The following is an 18,712-nucleotide window of genomic DNA, read 5'->3' as shown; positions in this document are numbered from 1 at the left end:
TCGTTGACGTAGGTCAAGTTTTTGCGGGGTTGGCCTCTCTAGTCTGCCGCCATGGCTAACTGACTGGAGAGCATTGTGACCGAACCCCGTGTACGACAAGGCCTGGTGCTGGGCATGAGCACATTGGCCTTCACTGTCTGCTTCATGGTCTGGATGATGTTTGCCGTGCTCGGGGTGCCGATCAAGGACCTTCTCCAGCTCAACGAAACCCAGTTCGGCCTGCTGGCCGCGACGCCGGTGCTGACCGGTTCGCTGGTGCGTCTGCCACTGGGGCTGCTGACCGACCGCTTTGGTGGGCGCAGCGTGTTCTTCCTGCTGATGCTGGCCTGCGTCGCGCCGCTGTACCTGATCAGTCACGCCACCGCCTATTGGCAGTTCCTGGTGCTGGGCTTGTTCGTCGGCCTGGCCGGCGGCTCGTTCTCGGTGGGGATTGCCTACGTCGCCAAATGGTTCGACAAGGAGAATCAGGGCTTCGCCATGGGCATCTTCGGCGCCGGTAACGCCGGAGCCGCGGTGACCAAGTTTCTGGCCCCGGCATTGATCGCTGCCGGCAGTTGGCAGTTGGTGCCGAAAGTTTTCAGCGCGATTCTATTTATCACCGCGCTGTTGTTCTGGTTCCTCAGCGCCGAGAACAAAAACCACCGCAGCGCTTCGGGCGCCACGTTGCGTGAGCAATTGAGTTCGCTGAAGGACCCGGCCGTGTGGCGCTACTGCCAGTACTACTCGATCGTCTTCGGTGGTTATGTCGCCCTGGCGCTGTGGATGACCAAATACTACGTGCAGGAATACGGTTTCAGCCTGCAAAGCGCGGCGCTGCTGGCGGCCTGTTTTTCCCTGCCCGGTGGCGTGCTGCGTGCGGTCGGTGGCTGGATGTCGGATCGCTGGGGTGCGCAAAGCGTGACCTGGTGGGTGTTGTGGATCAGCTGGATCTGCCTGTTCCTGCTCTCGTATCCCCAGACCCAACTGCAAGTGCAAACGATCAACGGCCCGGTGGATTTTCACATCGGCCTCAACCCCGCGCTGTTCACCGTACTGCTGTTCGTCATGGGCATCGCCTTCGCGTTCGGCAAGGCCTCGGTCTTCAAATACATCGCCAATGACTACCCGAAAAACATGGGTGCGGTGTCCGGCATCGTCGGCCTCGCCGGTGGCCTGGGCGGCTTCGTGTTGCCAATCCTGTTCGGCGCCCTGGTGGACCTCACCGGCGTGCGCTCTTCCTGCTTCATGTTGATGTACGGCGTGGTCTGGGTCTCCCTCACCTGGATGTACTTCAGCGAAATACGCAAAAGCCCGGTGCTGGGTAAAGCGCCGCTGCTGACACCGTCCCCGATTTCCAGCATTGCCCTAGGAGAAGAACATGTCCGTTCTGCAAAAGCCTGACAAAGGCCCGGTCATTCATGACTGGCGCCCCGAGGACCCCGCGTTCTGGGGAAGTAGCGGAAAACAGACCGCCACGCGCAACTTGTGGATTTCCATTCCTGCGTTGCTGCTGGCCTTTGCGGTGTGGATGGTCTGGAGCACGGTGATCGTGCGTTTGAACGCCATCGGTTTCTCCTTCACCACCGACCAGCTGTTCTGGCTGGCGGCGTTGCCGGGGCTGTCCGGGGCGACCTTGCGGATTTTCTATTCCTTTATGGTGCCGATCTTCGGTGGCCGTCGCTGGACCGCCCTGAGCACCGCGTCGCTGTTGCTGCCATCGCTCTGGATGGGCTTCGCCGTGCAGGACCCGAGCACCTCCTACAGCGTGTTCGTGTTGATTGCGTTGCTCTGCGGTTTTGGTGGCGGCAACTTCGCGTCGAGCATGTCCAACATCAGTTTCTTCTATCCCAAGTCGCAGCAGGGCACGGCCCTTGGCCTCAACGCGGGGCTGGGTAACCTGGGCGTCTCGGTGATGCAGTTCTGTGTGCCGCTGGTGATTACCTTCGGTGTGTTCGGTTTCATGGGCGGCTCGCCGCAAGTACTGCCGGACGGCGGCCAGTTGTGGTTGCAGAACGCCGGCTTCATCTGGGTGCCGTTTATTGTCTTGGTGACCGTGCTGGCCTGGTTTGGCATGAATGATCTGTCCAGTGCCCGGGCCTCGTTCAGCGAACAGGCGGTGATCTTCAAACGCAAACACAACTGGCTGATGTGCTGGTTGTACCTGGCGACCTTCGGTTCGTTCATCGGTTTCTCCGCCGCGTTTCCGCTGCTGATCAAAACCTCGTTCCCTGACGTGATTGCCTTGAAATTCGCTTTCCTCGGCCCGTTGGTGGGTGCGCTGGTGCGTCCATTGGGCGGCTGGCTGGCGGACAAGCTCGGCGGTGCGAAGGTGACCTTGTGGAACTTCGTGCTGATGATCGTGATGGTGTTCGGTGTTCTGCACTTTCTGCCGCAAAGCGGCCAGGGCGGTAACTTCTACGGCTTCCTCGGTATGTTCATGCTGCTGTTCATCACCACCGGCGTCGGCAACGGTTCCACCTTCCGCATGATCCCGGTGATCTTCCGCACCCAACATGAAAAAGCCTCGGTCGGCAAACCAGCCGCCGTGCGCGAACAAGCGCTCAAGGATGCCGGCAAAGAATCAGCTGCGGTCCTGGGCTTCAGTTCGGCCATGGGCGCCTTCGGCGCGTTCTTTATTCCCAAATCCTTCGGCACTTCGATGGCCCAGACCGGCGGCCCGGAGATGGCCTTCTACATGTTCGTCGGCTTTTACCTGAGCTGCATCGTGGTGACCTGGTGGTGGTACGCGCGCAAAGGCGCCGCGACACCCTGCTGAGCCGAGCTGCATCCAACCATTGCGTGGGCGGGGCACAGACCCCGCGACAAAGCCTGAGAGGACTACACCGTGAGTCATTTACTGGATCAATTGCGGTTTTTCAACCGCAAGCAAAACGAGTTTTCCGACGGTCATGGCGAGACCCGCAAAGAGTCGCGTGACTGGGAGAACGTCTACCGTTCGCGCTGGCAGTACGACAAGATCGTGCGTTCCACCCACGGGGTGAACTGCACCGGTTCCTGCTCGTGGAAAATCTACGTCAAGAACGGCCTGATCACCTGGGAAACCCAGCAGACCGACTACCCGCGTACCCGTAACGATCTGCCGAACCATGAGCCCCGTGGCTGTCCGCGTGGTGCCAGTTACAGCTGGTACATCTACAGCGCCAACCGGCTCAAGTACCCGAAAATCCGCAAGCCATTGCTCAAGCTCTGGCGCGATGCGCGGCAGACCATGGCGCCAGTGGAAGCCTGGGCCAGCATCGTCGAGGACAAGGCCAAGGCCGACTCCTATAAAAGCAAGCGTGGCATGGGGGGCTTCATCCGCTCCAACTGGGAGGAAGTCAACGAGATCATTGCCGCGGCCAACGTCTATACGATCAAGCAATACGGCCCGGACCGGATCGTCGGCTTCTCGCCGATCCCGGCCATGTCGATGGTCAGCTATGCCGCAGGCTCGCGTTACCTGTCGCTGATCGGTGGCGCCTGCCTGAGTTTCTACGACTGGTACTGCGACTTGCCACCGGCCTCGCCGATGGTCTGGGGCGAACAGACCGACGTGCCGGAATCGGCCGACTGGTACAACTCCAACTACATCATTGCCTGGGGCTCCAACGTCCCGCAAACCCGTACCCCCGACGCGCACTTCTTTACCGAAGTCCGCTACAAGGGCACCAAGACGGTCGCGATCACCCCGGATTACTCGGAAGTCGCCAAGCTCACCGACCTGTGGCTGAACCCTAAGCAAGGCACTGACGCGGCGCTGGCGCAGGCGTTCAACCATGTGATCTTCAAAGAATTCCACCTGGACAAACCGAGCGCCTATTTCACCGACTACGCCAAGCGTTTCACCGATCTGCCGGTGCTGGTGCTGCTCAAGCAAATGGTCGACAAGGCACCGGGCGCCGGTTATCAGCCTGACCGTTTCCTGCGCGCCAGCGACCTGACCGACAACCTCGGCCAGGAAAACAACCCGGAATGGAAAACCATCGCCCTCGACGTCAGCGGCGAACTGGTTTCGCCTCAGGGTTCCATCGGTTATCGCTGGGGCGAGAAGGGCAAGTGGAACATCCTTCCCCGTGAAGGTGGCGAAGGCCGTGAGATCGATCTGAAACTGAGCCTGATTGGCGGTGACGTTGCCGAAGTGGCGTTCCCGTATTTTGCCGGCGAGTCCCACGAACACTTCCAGCACGTGGCCGGCGATGCCGTGCAATACCGCCGCGTGCCGGTTCACAGCGTGGTGCTGGCGGACGGCAGCGTGGCCAAAGTCGCCACCGTGTTCGACCTGTCGGCCGCCAACCTGGCCATTGATCGCGGCCTCGGTGGCGATAATGTGGCCAAGGACTACGACGACGCTTCTGTACCGGGTACGCCGGCGTGGCAGGAGCAGATCACTGGCGTCAGCCGTGAGAAAGCCATCCAGATTGCCCGTGAGTTCGCCGACAACGCCGACAAGACCAAGGGTCGCTCGATGATCATCGTCGGCGCGGCGATGAACCACTGGTACCACATGGACATGAACTACCGCGGGCTGATCAACATGCTCATGCTCTGCGGGTGTGTCGGCCAGACCGGTGGCGGTTGGGCGCACTACGTAGGCCAGGAAAAACTCCGTCCGCAATGCGGCTGGCTGCCCCTGGCATTCGGCCTGGACTGGAACCGTCCGCCTCGCCAAATGAACGGCACCAGCTTCTTCTACGCCCACAGCTCGCAATGGCGTCACGAGAAAATGAGCATGCACGACGTGCTCTCGCCATTGGCCGATAAATCAAAATTCCCCGAGCATGCCCTGGACTACAACATCCGCGCCGAACGCGCCGGCTGGTTGCCCAGCGCACCGCAACTCAACACTAACCCTTTGCACATTTGCCGTGACGCGGCGGCGGCCGGCATGGACCCGAAAGACTACGTGGTCAAGTCGCTGCAGGACGGTTCGCTGCGCTTCTCCTGCGAACAGCCGGACAGCCCGGTCAACTTCCCGCGCAACATGTTCATCTGGCGTTCCAACCTGCTGGGCTCCTCGGGCAAGGGCCACGAGTACATGCTCAAGTACCTGCTCGGCACCAAAAATGGGGTGATGAACGAAGACATCGGCCAGGTCGGCGATTGCAAACCTGAAGAAGCCGAATGGGTGGATGAGGGCGCCATCGGCAAGCTTGATCTGGTCACTACGCTGGACTTCCGCATGTCCTCGACCTGTGTCTATTCCGACATCGTGTTGCCGACCGCGACCTGGTACGAAAAAGACGACATGAACACCTCGGACATGCACCCGTTCATTCACCCGTTGTCGGCAGCGATCGACCCGGCGTGGGAATCGCGTTCCGACTGGGAAATCTACAAAGGCATCGCCAAGGCGTTTTCCAGCATGTCCGAAGGGCATCTGGGCGTTGAAAAGGATCTGGTGACCATCCCGCTGATGCACGACAGCGTCGGCGAACTGGCCCAGCCGTTTGGCGGCACCGACTGGAAAAGCGCCGGCGTGGCACCGGTGCCAGGCAAAAACGCACCGAATCTGCACGTGGTGGAGCGTGACTACCCGAACATCTACAAACAGTTCTCATCTCTCGGGCCATTGCTGGAAAAACACGGCAACGGCGGCAAGGGCATCAACTGGAACACCGAAGACGAAGTGAAATTCCTCGGTGAACTCAATCACAAAGAAGGCGATGCCGGTATCAGTCACGGCCGTCCGAAAATCGACACGGCCATTGATGCCGCTGAAGTGATTCTGTCCCTGGCGCCGGAAACCAACGGCCAGGTTGCGGTCAAGGCCTGGGCCGCGCTCTCGGAATTTACCGGCATCGATCACAGCCACCTGGCGCTGTCCAAGGCCCACGAGGCGATTCGTTTTCGCGACATTCAGGCACAGCCGCGCAAGATCATATCCAGCCCGACCTGGTCGGGCCTCGAAGACGATCACGTCAGCTACAACGCCGGCTACACCAACGTTCACGAAGGGATCCCGTGGCGCACCATCACCGGTCGCCAGCAGTTTTACCAGGATCACCCGTGGATGCAGGCGTTCGGCGAGCAACTGATGAGTTATCGCCCGCCGGTCAACACCCGCACCATCGAAGGGGTGAAAGGCAAGCGCAGCAACGGCCACAAGGAAATCGTCCTGAACTGGATTACCCCGCACCAGAAATGGGGCATTCACAGCACCTACAGCGACAACCTGCTGATGCTGACCCTCAGCCGTGGCGGGCCGATTGTCTGGCTCTCGGAGAACGACGCGAAAAGCGCCGGCATCGAGGACAACGACTGGATCGAGTGCTTCAACGTCAACGGTGCACTGACCGCCCGGGCGGTGGTCAGCCAGCGCGTCAAGGACGGCATGGTGATGATGTATCACGCACAGGAACGGATCGTGAACGTGCCAGGTTCGGAAACCACCAAGACCCGTGGCGGCCACCACAACTCGGTCACCCGCGTCGTGCTCAAACCGACCCACATGATCGGCGGCTATGCCCAACAGGCCTACGGTTTCAACTATTACGGCACGGTCGGTTGCAACCGCGATGAATTCGTCGTGGTGCGCAAAATGTCCAAAGTCGACTGGCTCGATGGTTCAAGTGGCGATGACCTGCCACGTCCGCTGCCGACCGATATTGAGGAGAACTGAGATGAAGATTCGCTCACAAATCGGCATGGTTCTGAATCTGGACAAATGCATCGGTTGCCACACCTGTTCGATCACTTGCAAAAACGTCTGGACCAGCCGCGAAGGCATGGAATACGCCTGGTTCAACAACGTCGAATCAAAACCCGGGATCGGCTACCCGAAAGAATGGGAAAACCAGGACAAGTGGAAGGGCGGCTGGATCCGCAACGCCAACGGCACGATCAACCCGCGCATCGGCGGTAAATTCCGCGTGTTGGCGAACATTTTCGCCAACCCGGACCTGCCGAGCCTCGACGACTACTACGAACCGTTCGACTTCGATTACCAGCACCTGCACACCGCGCCGCTGGGCGAGCATCAACCCACCGCGCGTCCGCGTTCGCTGATCTCCGGCAAGCGCATGGAAAAAATCGAGTGGGGTCCGAACTGGGAAGAAATCCTCGGCACCGAATTCGCCAAACGTCGCAAGGACAAGAACTTCGACAAGATTCAGGCGGACATTTACGGCGAGTACGAAAACACGTTCATGATGTATTTGCCGCGCCTGTGCGAGCACTGCCTCAACCCGACGTGCGCGGCGTCGTGCCCGAGCGGTGCGATCTACAAGCGTGAAGAAGACGGCATCGTCCTGATCGACCAGGAAAAATGCCGTGGCTGGCGGATGTGCATCAGCGGCTGCCCGTACAAGAAGATCTATTTCAACTGGAAAAGCGGTAAGTCCGAGAAATGCATCTTCTGCTACCCGCGTATCGAAGCCGGGATGCCGACCGTTTGCGCGGAAACCTGCGTCGGGCGCATCCGCTACCTCGGCGTGCTGCTGTATGACGCCGACCGCATCAGCGAAGTGGCGAGCACCGCCAATGAGCAGGACCTGTACGAGAAACAACTGGAGATCTTCCTCGATCCGAACGATCCGGCAGTGATTCGTCAGGCCCTGGCCGATGGCGTACCGCAATCGGTGATCGATTCCGCTCAGCGTTCGCCGGTCTACAAAATGGCCGTGGACTGGAAACTCGCGCTGCCGCTGCACCCGGAATACCGCACCTTGCCGATGGTCTGGTACGTGCCGCCACTGTCGCCGATCCAGAACGCTGCCACTGCCGGCACCGTCGGCATGAACGGGGTGATCCCGGATGTCGACAGCCTGCGTATTCCCCTGAAGTACCTGGCGAACCTGCTGACGGCGGGTGATGAAAAGCCGGTCAAGCGTGCGCTTAAACGTTTGCTGGCGATGCGCGCCTACAAACGTTCCGAGCAAGTCGACGGCGTGCAGGACCTGCAGGTGCTGGCGGATGTCGGCCTGAGTGTGGCCCAGGTCGAGGAGATGTATCGCTACCTGGCAATCGCCAACTACGAAGACCGCTTTGTGGTACCGAGCGCCCACCGTGAAGACGCTATGAGCGACGCCTTTGCCGAGCGCTCCGGTTGCGGTTTCAGCTTTGGTAGCGGCTGCAGCGGCAGCTCCGACACCAACATGTTCGGTGCGAAGAAAGCCAACCGCCGCGACATCCTGAAAACCGTCCAGTTGTGGGAGGAATGAGCATGCAAATTCTCAAAGTGATTTCGCTGCTGCTCGATTACCCGACCGAGACACTGATTGGCGGTCGCGACGAACTCGAGCAAGCGATCATCCAGTCACGGGAAATCAGCCCGAAGCAACGGGGTGCGTTGTTCGAATTGTTGGAGTTGATCTGCGCCAATGACCTGATGGATGGGCAGGAACACTACGGTGCGCTGTTCGGTCGAGGCCGCTCGCTGTCGCTGCTCTTGTTCGAGCACGTGCATGGCGAATCCCGCGATCGCGGCCAGGCGATGGTCGACATGATGGCGCAATACGAAGAAGCCGGTTTTGCCATCGGCGTCAAAGAGCTGCCCGATTACATCCCGCTGTACCTGGAGTTCCTGTCCACCCGCGAAGACATCGAGGCCCGGGAGGGCCTGGCGGATGTTTCGCACTTGCTGGCCTTGCTCGCCGCACGTCTGGAAGAGCGCGAAAGCGCCTATGCCAGCTGCTTCCGGGCGCTGCTGCAAATTGCCGGGGCCGAGCCGCATCAAGCGGTGGCCGACCTGCGGGCGCAGGTGGCGGCGGAGCCGCGCGACGACTCCCTGGAAGCCCTCGACAAGATCTGGGAAGAGGAGGCCGTGGACTTTCTCCAGGCCGAACAGCAGGACCGTTGCAGTGGACTGCCAAGCGCACCGGGCAAGGCCCGGGAAGAAAGCGCGGTGCCGTTGCACTGGGTGGATTTTCAGCATGAAGGGTTGGCCGCCGTGCCGGCCAAGGAGGTAGGCAATGTCTAAATGGAACCTGTTGTTGTTCGGGGTCTATCCCTACGTCGCCCTTGCGATTTGCCTGATTGGCAGCTGGGCGCGTTTTGATCTGTCGCAGTACACCTGGAAGGCCGGCTCGAGCCAGATGCTCAATCAGCGCGGCATGCGCGTGGCGAGCAACTTCTTCCACATCGGTGTGTTGTTCGTACTGGCCGGACACTTTGTCGGCCTGCTGACCCCTGCGTCGGTTTATCACCACGTGATCAGCACTGAGAACAAGCAGTTGCTGGCGATGGTGTCCGGTGGCTTCTTTGGTCTGTTGTGCCTGATTGGCTTGCTGATGCTGGTCAATCGGCGGCTGACCGATCCACGGGTCCGCGCCACGTCCAGCCCCTCGGACATTCTGATTCTGCTGGTGCTGCTGGCGCAGTTGCTGCTGGGGCTGCTGACGATCGTTGCGTCCACCGCGCATATGGACGGCTCGGTGATGGTGATGCTCGCCGATTGGGCACAGAACACCGTGTTGTTGCGTCCGGTGGAAGCAGCGGCGGCCATCGCGCCGGTTGGGCTGATCTACAAGCTGCATGTGTTTCTCGGTTTGACCCTGTTTGTGCTGTTCCCCTTCACCCGTCTCGTACACATGATCAGCGCACCGATCTGGTACCTGGGGCGCCGTTATCAAATCGTTCGTCAGAAGTACTGAGGAGACAATCATGTCAGGTGGATGCGGATGTGGTGGCGGTAATGGGGGCGGCGGTGGCTGCGGTTCTTCAAAAAAAGCGGAGGCCGTTCTCGACATGGCGCCGGTCGCAGAGGCGCAGTTCGAAGCGCTGCCGGTTGAGCCCGCAGGGGCCGATGACGCCCCGGCGCAGTTGATCGCCAGCAGTGAACAGGAGTGGCCGATCATCAGCGTCAACGAGGTGTCGATTACGCCGGAAGCGATGGCCCAGGAGCTGCAATATCACCCGGCCGAAAGCCGCGAAGAAGCGGTGTACTTGGCCGCCCGGGCACTGGTGATCCGCGAGTTGTTGCAGCAACGCATTGCCGAACTCGGCGTATCGATGGAGATCGGTGCTGGCGAGAACGAAGAAGAAGCGGCCACGCGTTTGTTGCTTGAACGCGAGGTGCATGTGCCGCAGTGCGACGAGGAAACCAGTCTTCGTTACTACGAAAACAATCGCGGACGCTTCCACAGTGCTCCGTTGCTGGCGGTGCGGCACATCCTGCTCGAATGTGCGCCGGACGATGTCGAGGCGCGCAGCCTTGCGCATGTTCAGGCGGAAATCCTGCTGCAACGTCTGGATGAATTCCCCGGCACTTTCGCCGAACTGGCGGTGAACTATTCGGCCTGCCCGTCGAAGGCCCAGGGTGGTTCTTTGGGGCAGATCAGTAAGGGCCAGACCGTGCCTGAACTGGAACGTCAGTTGTTCACTCTGGCACCGGGCCTGGCCAGCAAACCGCTGGAAAGTCGCTACGGCTGGCATGTGGTCAGTGTCGATCAGCGGATCCAAGGCATGCCGTTGCCCTATGAAGTGGTGTCGACGGCGATTCGCACGCAGTTGCAGCAAGGCGTCTGGCAAAAAGCCCTGGTGCAATACCTGCAAACCCTGATCGGTGCGGCGGATATTCGCGGTATCCATCTGCAGGGCGCCGACTCACCGCTGGTGCAGTGAGCATCAAGGTAAACCGGGAGATGTGATGAACGCTGTAATGCAGGATGGCTTTGGACGGCAGATTGATTATCTGCGGATGTCGGTGACGGACCGCTGTGATTTTCGCTGTGTGTATTGCATGGCGAAAAACATGACCTTCCTGCCGCGTCAGCAGGTGCTCACCCTTGAAGAGTTGCAGCGTTTGGCAACGCTGTTCGTTGGCCTGGGTGTACGCAAGATTCGCCTGACCGGCGGCGAGCCGCTGATTCGTCCGGGCATTGTCGAACTTTGTCGCAACATCGCCGCGTTGCCCGGTTTGCGCGAATTGGTGATGACCAGCAACGGCTCGCAGCTGGGCCGTCTGGCCCGGCCGTTGGTCGATGCCGGGGTGAAGCGGATGAACATCAGCCTCGATAGTCTGGACAGGCAGAAGTTTCGCGCGATCACCCGCATTGGCGATCTCGATCAAGTGCTCAACGGCATTGAGGCAGCACGGGACGCGGGGTTCGAGCGGATCAAACTCAACTGCGTGGTGATGAAGGGCCGCAACTTTGATGAAGTCCCGGCGTTGGTGCAGTACGCCATCGACCAGCGCATCGATATCAGTTTCATCGAGGAAATGCCCTTGGGCGATGTCGGGCGTTCCCGGGGTGAATCGTTTTGTTCCAGCGACGAGGTTCGGTCGCTGATCGCCAGCCAGCATCGGTTACTCGACAGCACTGAAAACAGCGGCGGACCGGCACGCTATGTGCGACTGGAACGCCATCCGGAGACCCGGATCGGTTTCATCTCACCCAACAGCCACAACTTCTGCGGCAGCTGCAACCGGGTACGGATGACCGTTGAAGGGAAGCTGTTGCTGTGTTTGGGGCAGGACGATGCCCTGGATTTAAAAGGATTGCTGCGGCGTTATCCGCTGGATGATCAGCCCGTGATCAATGCTGTGCAGAAGGCCTTGCGCGGCAAGCCGTTGCGCCACGATTTCAGTCCCGAAGGGGAGGTGCAGATTGTACGGTTCATGAACATGAGTGGCGGTTGAGCTGATCTGTAAAACACAGCAAATCAATGTGCGAGCGAGCCTGCTCGCGATAGCGGTAGAACAATCGACATCAATGTTGAGCGTGCTGCAGTCATCGCGAGCAGGCTCGCTCCCACATTAGATTTTCTTCTGCCGTCATCGGACGTTTTTTCGCCGGGAAATCTTGATGTCGATCAATTGCAGATCAGCCCTTTGTCCGTAGTCTTCACTGCATGTTGTGTTTATTTATCTATAAACATCTATATGTAGTATCTGGAGGCCAAATGCAAAGCACGCTGATCGCAGTAGGATGTAACCGCTTGCACAAACGCGATGGCAGTCAGGTCGCCTTCGATGCCGACAAAATCCGTCAGGCATTGATCGCCGCCGGCAAGGCGACGGGGGAGTACGCCGAGGTTGAGGTCGAAGGCTTGCTCAACGCGGTATTGGCCAGGCTCGAAGGTTTGCCAAGACTCCATGTCGAGCAAATCCAGGACCGCGTTGAACGGGTGTTGATGGACGCCGGATATTTCCTCGCCATGCGTGCCTACATCGTCTACCGCGAACAGCACGGGCGCTTGCGCCGCGACCGCCGGACCATGGTCGAGGTGGCGACTTCGATGAACGAATACCTGGACCGTGAAGACTGGCGGGTCCAGGCCAACGCCAATCAGGGGTATTCACTGGGCGGACTGGTGTTGAACGTGTCGGGCAAGGTCACTGCCAACTACTGGCTGGACGAGGTGTACAGCGAGGCCATAGGCCAGGCCCACCGTGAGGCGGATTTGCATGTGCACGACCTCGACATGCTCGCCGGTTACTGCGCCGGCTGGTCGCTGCGCACCCTGTTGCACGAAGGGCTCAACGGTGTGCCGGGGCGTGTCGAAGCCGGTCCGCCAAAGCACTTGAGCAGTGCCTTGGGGCAGATGGTGAATTTTCTCGGCACCCTGCAAAACGAATGGGCCGGCGCCCAGGCATTCAGCTCGTTCGACACCTATCTGGCGCCCTATGTGCGCAAGGATCAACTGAGTTTTCAGGAAGTGCGCCAGGCGATCCAGGAGTTCATCTACAACCTCAACGTACCGTCACGCTGGGGCACGCAGACGCCATTTACCAACCTGACCTTCGACTGGGTTTGCCCCCAGGATTTGCGTGAGCAGATACCCGTCATCGGCGGTGAAGAAATGCCGTTTGCCTATGGTGACCTGCAAGCCGAAATGGAGCTGCTCAACCGCGCTTACATCGAAGTGATGCAGGCCGGCGACGCGAAAGGGCGGGTGTTCACCTTTCCGATCCCGACCTACAACATCACCCATGACTTTCCGTGGGACAGTGAAAACGCCGATCGTCTGTTCGAGATGACCGCGCGGTACGGCCTGCCGTATTTCCAGAACTTCCTCAATTCTGACCTGCAACCCAATCAGGTGCGCTCGATGTGCTGCCGTTTGCAGCTGGATGTGCGCGAGTTGCTCAAGCGTGGTGGCGGCTTGTTCGGCTCAGCGGAACAGACCGGGTCGCTCGGCGTTGTCACCATCAACTGCGCTCGGCTGGGCTATGTGTTCAAGGGTGATACCAGCGGTTTGCTGCAGCGCCTGGACACACTGATGGAACTGGCGATGGAAAGCCTGGAGGTCAAGCGCAAGGTGATTCAGCACCACATGGATGCCGGTTTGTACCCATACACCAAGCGATACCTCGGAACCCTGCGCAACCATTTTTCCACCATCGGCCTCAACGGCATGCATGAAATGCTGCGCAATTTCACCGGCGACGAGGAGGGCATGCACACCGAGCAGGGCCGCCAGTTCGCTTTGAAGATGCTCGATCATGTGCGCGCCACGTTGCTGCGGTTCCAGGAAGAAACCGGCCACATGTACAACCTTGAAGCGACGCCGGCCGAGGGCACGACTTACCGCTTCGCCAAGGAAGACCTCAAGCGTTACCCCGGCATTCTCCAGGCCGGCAGCGTGCAGGCGCCGTATTACACCAACTCCTCCCAACTGCCCGTGGGCTACACCGAAGACCCCTTCGAGGCGTTGGAACTTCAGGACGAACTGCAATGCAAATACACCGGCGGTACCGTCTTGCATCTGTACATGGCCGAGCGGATTTCCTCGACCGAGGCGTGTAAGCAACTGGTGCGCAAAGCCCTTGGCCGCTTCCGCCTGCCGTACCTGACCGTGACCCCGACGTTCTCCATCTGCCCGGTGCACGGCTACCTCGATGGCGAGCATGAGTTCTGCCCCAAATGCGACGAGGTCTTGCTGCTGCAAGAACAGAAGCTCGGCACCGTTCATTGATTTCGATCCACTCAACCGCAAGGAGCTTCACCATGACTGCATCGCAAACACTGCCCCAGGCTCAACGTCAACGCTGCGAAGTCTGGACCCGGGTGATGGGCTATCACCGCCCTGTGTCGGCGTTCAATCCGGGTAAACAGTCGGAGCACCGTGAGCGGGTGCACTTCACTGAAAGCGCGGCACTGGCCGGGCGCCAATGAGTCGAACGCTACGGGTCGGGGGCATGGTGCCCCTGACCACTATCGACTATCCGGGACAGCTCGCCTGCGTGCTGTTTTGCCAGGGTTGCGCCTGGCGTTGTCGTTACTGCCATAACCCGCAGTTGATCCCGCCTCGAGGCGCAGGCGAAGTGGATTGGCGGCGGGTGCTGGCGTTTCTGAAACGGCGTCAGGACCTGCTCGATGCAGTGGTGTTCAGTGGCGGTGAGCCGACCCTGCAGGACGGTTTGCTCGGCGCCATGGAGGAGGTGCGGGCGATGGGATTTCGTATCGGTTTGCACAGCGCCGGCATCAAACCCGCGGCGTTCGCCAAGGCACTGGCCGGGGCCGATTGGGTCGGTTTCGATGTCAAGGCGTTGCCCGAGGATTGCCAGGCGATCACCCGGGTCGAAGGCAGCGGAACGGCCAACTGGCGCAGCCTTGAGCATCTGCTGGCCAGCGGTGTCGACTACGAATGTCGCACCACCGTGCATTGGCATCTGTTTGAACCGGTGCGTCTGCTGATCCTCGCCAAGCGCTTGAGCGAACTCGGCGTCAAACGCTTCGCCGTGCAGTTGGTCCGCACCGAACGGATGTTCGATCCGCTGCTGCCGAGTGTTTCGGCACAAGCCTTGCTACCTGACTTATGGGAAACCATGCGCGAGCTGTTTCCCGCTTTCGTGTTACGGGGGTAACCGTGGCTGCGAATCAACGTTTAACGGTGACATCCATCATTAGGTTTTCAAATGCGCTGCCAATCGGCAGGTATCAAACAGGGAGCATTTGATATGGCCAAATTAACGACAGCACAACGTATCGTCATCGGCTTTGCCATCGCGCCGTTGGCGCTGATGGGCATGGCGTTTTACGCGTTGCACGATCTGGCAACGCTCAAGGAACAGGCGGTAGTAATCGTCAAGCAGGACTGGCCGAAGATCGATCCGATCATGGTCATCGCCACCGGCGTGCGTGATAACGCCAGGAACACCCGGGATCTACTGATCGATAAAGATAATCAGCAGGTGCAGCAGTCAATCGACGCTACCAAGAAACGGATTACCCAGGCACTCGATACGCTTGAACCATTGTTCTATTTGCCAGAGGGCAAAACCGCTTATGCCGCGTTGAAGAAGAATCGTGAAGCCTACGTGGCGGCGTTCACTCAAGTGCAGGTGTTGATCCGGCAAGGGGCTTTCGATGACGCCATGGCACAGCTGAAACAAAAGGTCGTGCCGGCCGAACGCGAGGTTTATGGCAGCCTGGATCAGTTGATGGCGCTGCAAGGCAAAATATTCGCCGACCGGGAGCAGTCGGCGCAGGCACTGTACAGCGATGCCCGGCGCAATATGCTCGGGTTGTTTTTGTTCTGTGTGGCGCTTGTCATCGCCGCGGCGGTGATCGTCACGCGCAGTGTGACCCGTCCATTGGGCGGCGAGCCGGATGATGCCGCACGGTTTTTAAATCAGATCGCTCAAGGCGACCTGACGATTCAGGTACCCGTGAACTCAAGTGCCGGCGGCAGCGTGATGATGAACATGCATCAGATGCAGCAAAGTCTGAATGCCATGGTCAGGCACATCGCGATGTCGGTGGACCAGGTGGCCAGTTCCTCCGAAGAGCTGAGTGCGGTCAGCAGCCAGACCAGCAGCAACCTGCAATTGCAAGGGCTGGAGATCGAGCAGGCGGCCACCGCCGTGAACCAGATGACCGCGGCGGTCGATGAAGTGGCGCGCAATGCGGTCAGCACCTCCGAGGCCTCGCGGCAGTCCGAGCAAACCGCGCAACGCGGGCGTGAACAGGTTCAGGAAACCGTGGTTTCAATCGGCGCACTGGCCGATGGGGTCACCGACACCTCACAGCGCATCGAGCAACTGGCGGGCCGGGTGCAGGACATCAGCAAGGTGCTGGACGTGATTCGCAGCATCGCCGAGCAGACCAATTTACTGGCCCTTAACGCGGCCATTGAAGCGGCTCGTGCCGGTGATGCCGGACGCGGTTTTGCCGTGGTCGCCGATGAAGTACGCGCCCTGGCGCATCGCACTCAAGAGTCCACCCAGGAAATCGAGCAGATGATCGGCAACATTCGTCTCGATACCGGGCATGCGGTGACGGCCATGCAAAGCAGCAGCAACCTGGTGCGGGCCACCCTGGAAGTGGCGCAACGGTCGGGCGATGCATTGGATGAAATCACCCGGTCGATCTCGCAGATCAACGAGCGCAACATGATGATTGCCAGCGCTACGGAGGAGCAGGCATTGGTGGCGCGTGAGGTGGATCGCAATCTGATGGGGATTCGCAACTTGTCAGAGCAGGTCTTGCTGGGTGCCCAACATACTCACACCGCAGGTCACGATTTGGCGCAGATGGCCGGGGCGCTGCACCAGACGGTGGCGCGTTTTAAAGTCTAGGTAATTCGGGTTGGTGGTTGTGGATGAGGGCGCTCAGGACCAGCCCCAGAACTGCAACCACCAGTCGAACCCTACCAAGCCGATGGCGAGTAGCAGGCAAGTGCTGCCAGCACAGCGACGAACCTGGGAAAGGCCTTCGCGGTCCAGCCGTTTCCAACCCAGCAACAGGCTCCACCCCATCGCGGCCATTAACAGACAAGCCCTGGCCGGTTGTACCCACTCCAGTAGCAGACCTTCATAGCGCAGCAATTTCACCGTTGTGGCCGACAGCCCGAGAAACAATCCCGCACCACCCAAGGGCGTGAGTGTCAGCGCCAGGGGCCAATACAGTGCAGGATCTTGCGCCAGTCGAGCCGTCAGGCGCAGAAGGATCATCAACGCTGTGCCCAACACCATCGAACTCAAACTCAAGTAAGCGACGATGCTGAAACCGTCGAGCCAGCTGAAGCTGTCGTTGAGCTGCGGGTAATGGGTCAGCAGCCACCAGGGCGCGTTGTCCTCAAGGGCCCAGAGTTGGTCGTGTTCGACCAGCCATTGGGCGAGGGTTTGTTTAAGGGCAACGAACCATGGACTGACCGTCCACTGAAACGCACCCATGGCCAGACCGATAACGCCGAACAGCAATAAGCGCGCGTCCCACGGTGAAAGCGTCTGCGCCGTCGCACGAAGAATCTCTTGGTTGCTGGAGCGCGCGATCAGCTGAACCGAGCCGCGTTGTCCGCTGCAACGTCCGCAGGCATGGCAGTCACTGGCGCCTCGCATACGACGGATATCGAGCAAGGGCGCGCAGTTGGGCGGCGGCAGGCGTGGCACGGCGTTTTCCATCCAGCGTTGTTCGTCGACCTGAAAATGCACGGGCGCCAGTCGGGCGAGCAGGGCGAAGACGCCGCTGACCGGGCACAGGTAACGGCACCAGACCCGCTTGCCCCGGGCGAACAGCAACCCGACGACGACCGCGGCGACGGTCGAACCGCCAAGAATCAACAGCGCCGCCAGGGCGTAGTCATAGACGCTGATCAACTGGCCGTAGAGGGTTGTCAGGCAGAACGCCAGGGTTGGCCAGCCACCCCAGCGCAACCAGCGCGGCACACCCAAACCTTTGCCGTAATGGCTGGCCCATTCGCTGAGTGAACCTTCCGGACAGAGAACGCCACACCAGAGTCGTCCGAACAGCACGATCGACAACAGCACGAACGGCCACCATATGCCCCAGAAAAAAAACTGCGCGAACAGGGTCAGGTTATCGAACAGCCGTGCCTGGCTGTCCGGCAGCGGCAACACCGCCGGGATCACCAACAGCAATGCATAGAACAGAACAACGGCCCACTGCACGGCACGGATGACGGGCGCGTGACGACGCATGCCGTCGCCCAGGCGCTGCAGCCATTGATTGCGGCAACTCAGCTCAGGCATGGGACTTTTTCCACAGCACGCTGGCGCAGCCAACCGCCGACGGTCAGCCAATAACCGGCCAGCACCAGTAACGTCATGCCGCTGGGCGTCGCACGATAACCGGCAAAACCGGCAAGAAAACCACCCAGTCCATGGCTGTCGCTGAGCAAGGCACTGCTGTCCCAAAGCGCATCACCAACGAGGCTGTACATCACCTCCGGTAAATCCATGGCGAGTAATTGGCCGCCAATTCGCTCGGTACCGCTGACCAGCAACGCCGCGCCGAGTACCAGCAAAACAGCTTCGCTGATGGCAAAGAATCGCTGCCACGAGATGAACCGGCGACTGCTGTGCAGCAGGGCAATGGTCAGCGCCGACAGCACCAACCCCATTGCGCCGCCGACGGCAAACAAACCGAGCTGCGGACCTCGCAACTGAGCACCGGAGCCATAGAGAAAGACTACCGTTTCACTGCCTTCGCGGCTGACGGCGAGCAGGGCCAGCAGTAACAGACCCGCGCCACCTTGCCGAGCCAGGTGGCTTTCGGCGTGTCGTTGCAAATCGTGCTTGAGCGTGCGCCCGTGGCGGTGCATCCAGCCGACCATTTGCACGATCAGCAGGCTGGCCACCAGCGCAAGTGCAGCCTGGAACCATTCACTGGCTGAACCGCTCATGGCCTCACCGGCAAACAGAATCAACACCGCCAGCAGGCCCGAAAGCATCAACCCCAGCACGACGCCTGCCCACAAGTACTTCGCCAGTCGATCACCCTGATGCTGCTGACTGACCCAGGCCTGGAGAATGCCGATCACCAGCAGCGCCTCGACGCTTTCGCGCCAGACAATGAACATTGATTGATTCATGAAAACTCCGTGTTTG

The 18,712-nt window shown here is 59.9% G+C and carries 14 protein-coding genes and 1 pseudogene; 13 read left to right on the top strand and 2 right to left on the bottom strand.

Going from position 1 to position 18,712, the window contains the following annotated elements; translation table 11 throughout:
- The first annotated feature begins 75 nt into the window (after positions 1 to 75).
- The 13 genes and pseudogenes from ACM6I5_RS11475 to ACM6I5_RS11415 all read left to right on the top strand — a co-directional run bounded on the left by ACM6I5_RS11475 (position 76) and on the right by ACM6I5_RS11415 (position 16,441).
- Positions 76 to 1,380 (top strand): MFS transporter, encoded by a 1,305-nt coding sequence (locus tag ACM6I5_RS11475; RefSeq protein ID WP_017338875.1) that lies wholly within the window; start codon positions 76 to 78, stop codon positions 1,378 to 1,380.
- The gene (locus ACM6I5_RS11470) at positions 1,358 to 2,755 is read left to right on the top strand and encodes a NarK family nitrate/nitrite MFS transporter (protein ID WP_414883847.1); all 1,398 of its coding nucleotides are present in this window, start codon (positions 1,358 to 1,360) and stop codon (positions 2,753 to 2,755) included. The genes ACM6I5_RS11475 and ACM6I5_RS11470 overlap by 23 nt, the downstream gene beginning before the upstream one ends.
- A 69-nt stretch (positions 2,756 to 2,824) precedes the next feature.
- On the top strand, positions 2,825 to 6,598 hold the full coding sequence (locus ACM6I5_RS11465; RefSeq protein WP_414880439.1) for a nitrate reductase subunit alpha: 3,774 nt from the start codon (positions 2,825 to 2,827) through the stop codon (positions 6,596 to 6,598).
- A gap of 1 nt (position 6,599) precedes the next feature.
- Positions 6,600 to 8,138, top strand: a complete 1,539-nt coding sequence (gene narH, locus ACM6I5_RS11460; RefSeq protein ID WP_010460230.1) for a nitrate reductase subunit beta — start codon at positions 6,600 to 6,602, stop codon at positions 8,136 to 8,138.
- A 2-nt stretch (positions 8,139 to 8,140) separates the two neighbouring features.
- Complete coding sequence (gene narJ / locus ACM6I5_RS11455) at positions 8,141 to 8,896, top strand: nitrate reductase molybdenum cofactor assembly chaperone (protein ID WP_017338872.1); 756 nt, start codon at positions 8,141 to 8,143, stop codon at positions 8,894 to 8,896.
- A complete protein-coding gene (narI, locus tag ACM6I5_RS11450; RefSeq protein ID WP_017338871.1) occupies positions 8,889 to 9,569 on the top strand; it encodes a respiratory nitrate reductase subunit gamma in 681 nt (226 codons plus the stop codon). The genes narJ and narI overlap by 8 nt, the downstream gene beginning before the upstream one ends.
- Positions 9,570 to 9,579: 10 nt before the next feature.
- Positions 9,580 to 10,539 carry a peptidylprolyl isomerase gene (locus tag ACM6I5_RS11445; RefSeq protein WP_414883846.1) on the top strand — a complete coding sequence of 320 codons (960 nt, stop codon included), beginning with the start codon at positions 9,580 to 9,582 and terminating at the stop codon, positions 10,537 to 10,539.
- Between the two features lie 25 nt (positions 10,540 to 10,564).
- Positions 10,565 to 11,557 carry a GTP 3',8-cyclase MoaA gene (moaA, locus tag ACM6I5_RS11440; RefSeq protein WP_414880441.1) on the top strand — a complete coding sequence of 331 codons (993 nt, stop codon included), beginning with the start codon at positions 10,565 to 10,567 and terminating at the stop codon, positions 11,555 to 11,557.
- Positions 11,558 to 11,820: 263 nt separating this feature from the next.
- Entirely contained in the window at positions 11,821 to 13,836 is a 2,016-nt protein-coding gene (locus tag ACM6I5_RS11435; RefSeq protein WP_017338868.1) for a ribonucleoside triphosphate reductase, read from the top strand.
- Between the two features lie 32 nt (positions 13,837 to 13,868).
- Positions 13,869 to 14,036: an anaerobic ribonucleoside-triphosphate reductase gene (gene nrdD / locus ACM6I5_RS11430; RefSeq protein ID WP_017338867.1), complete on the top strand. Its 168-nt coding sequence runs from the start codon at positions 13,869 to 13,871 to the stop codon at positions 14,034 to 14,036.
- Entirely contained in the window at positions 14,033 to 14,728 is a 696-nt protein-coding gene (locus tag ACM6I5_RS11425) for an anaerobic ribonucleoside-triphosphate reductase activating protein (protein WP_414883845.1), read from the top strand. The genes nrdD and ACM6I5_RS11425 overlap by 4 nt, the downstream gene beginning before the upstream one ends.
- Before the next feature lie 51 nt (positions 14,729 to 14,779).
- Positions 14,780 to 15,349, top strand: a pseudogene (locus tag ACM6I5_RS11420) (MCP four helix bundle domain-containing protein); the annotation flags it as partial.
- 30 nt (positions 15,350 to 15,379) lie between these two features.
- Positions 15,380 to 16,441, top strand: coding sequence for a methyl-accepting chemotaxis protein (locus ACM6I5_RS11415; RefSeq protein WP_414883967.1), 1,062 nt, complete (start codon positions 15,380 to 15,382; stop codon positions 16,439 to 16,441).
- A 33-nt stretch (positions 16,442 to 16,474) separates the two neighbouring features.
- Here ACM6I5_RS11415 and ACM6I5_RS11410 read toward each other — a convergent pair whose 3' ends face one another.
- Complete coding sequence (locus ACM6I5_RS11410) at positions 16,475 to 17,854, bottom strand: 4Fe-4S binding protein (protein WP_414880443.1); 1,380 nt, start codon at positions 17,852 to 17,854, stop codon at positions 16,475 to 16,477.
- The gene (locus ACM6I5_RS11405) at positions 17,842 to 18,696 is read right to left on the bottom strand and encodes an FTR1 family iron permease (RefSeq protein ID WP_414883844.1); all 855 of its coding nucleotides are present in this window, start codon (positions 18,694 to 18,696) and stop codon (positions 17,842 to 17,844) included. The genes ACM6I5_RS11410 and ACM6I5_RS11405 overlap by 13 nt, the downstream gene beginning before the upstream one ends.
- Positions 18,697 to 18,712 lie beyond the last annotated feature (16 nt).

Source organism: Pseudomonas sp. IT-P171 (genome assembly GCF_949767765.1).
Lineage (GTDB): Bacteria > Pseudomonadota > Gammaproteobacteria > Pseudomonadales > Pseudomonadaceae > Aquipseudomonas > Aquipseudomonas fluorescens_B.
Note: the sequence above shows the minus strand (reverse complement) of the source record. Positions and strands in the feature narration are given on the sequence as shown.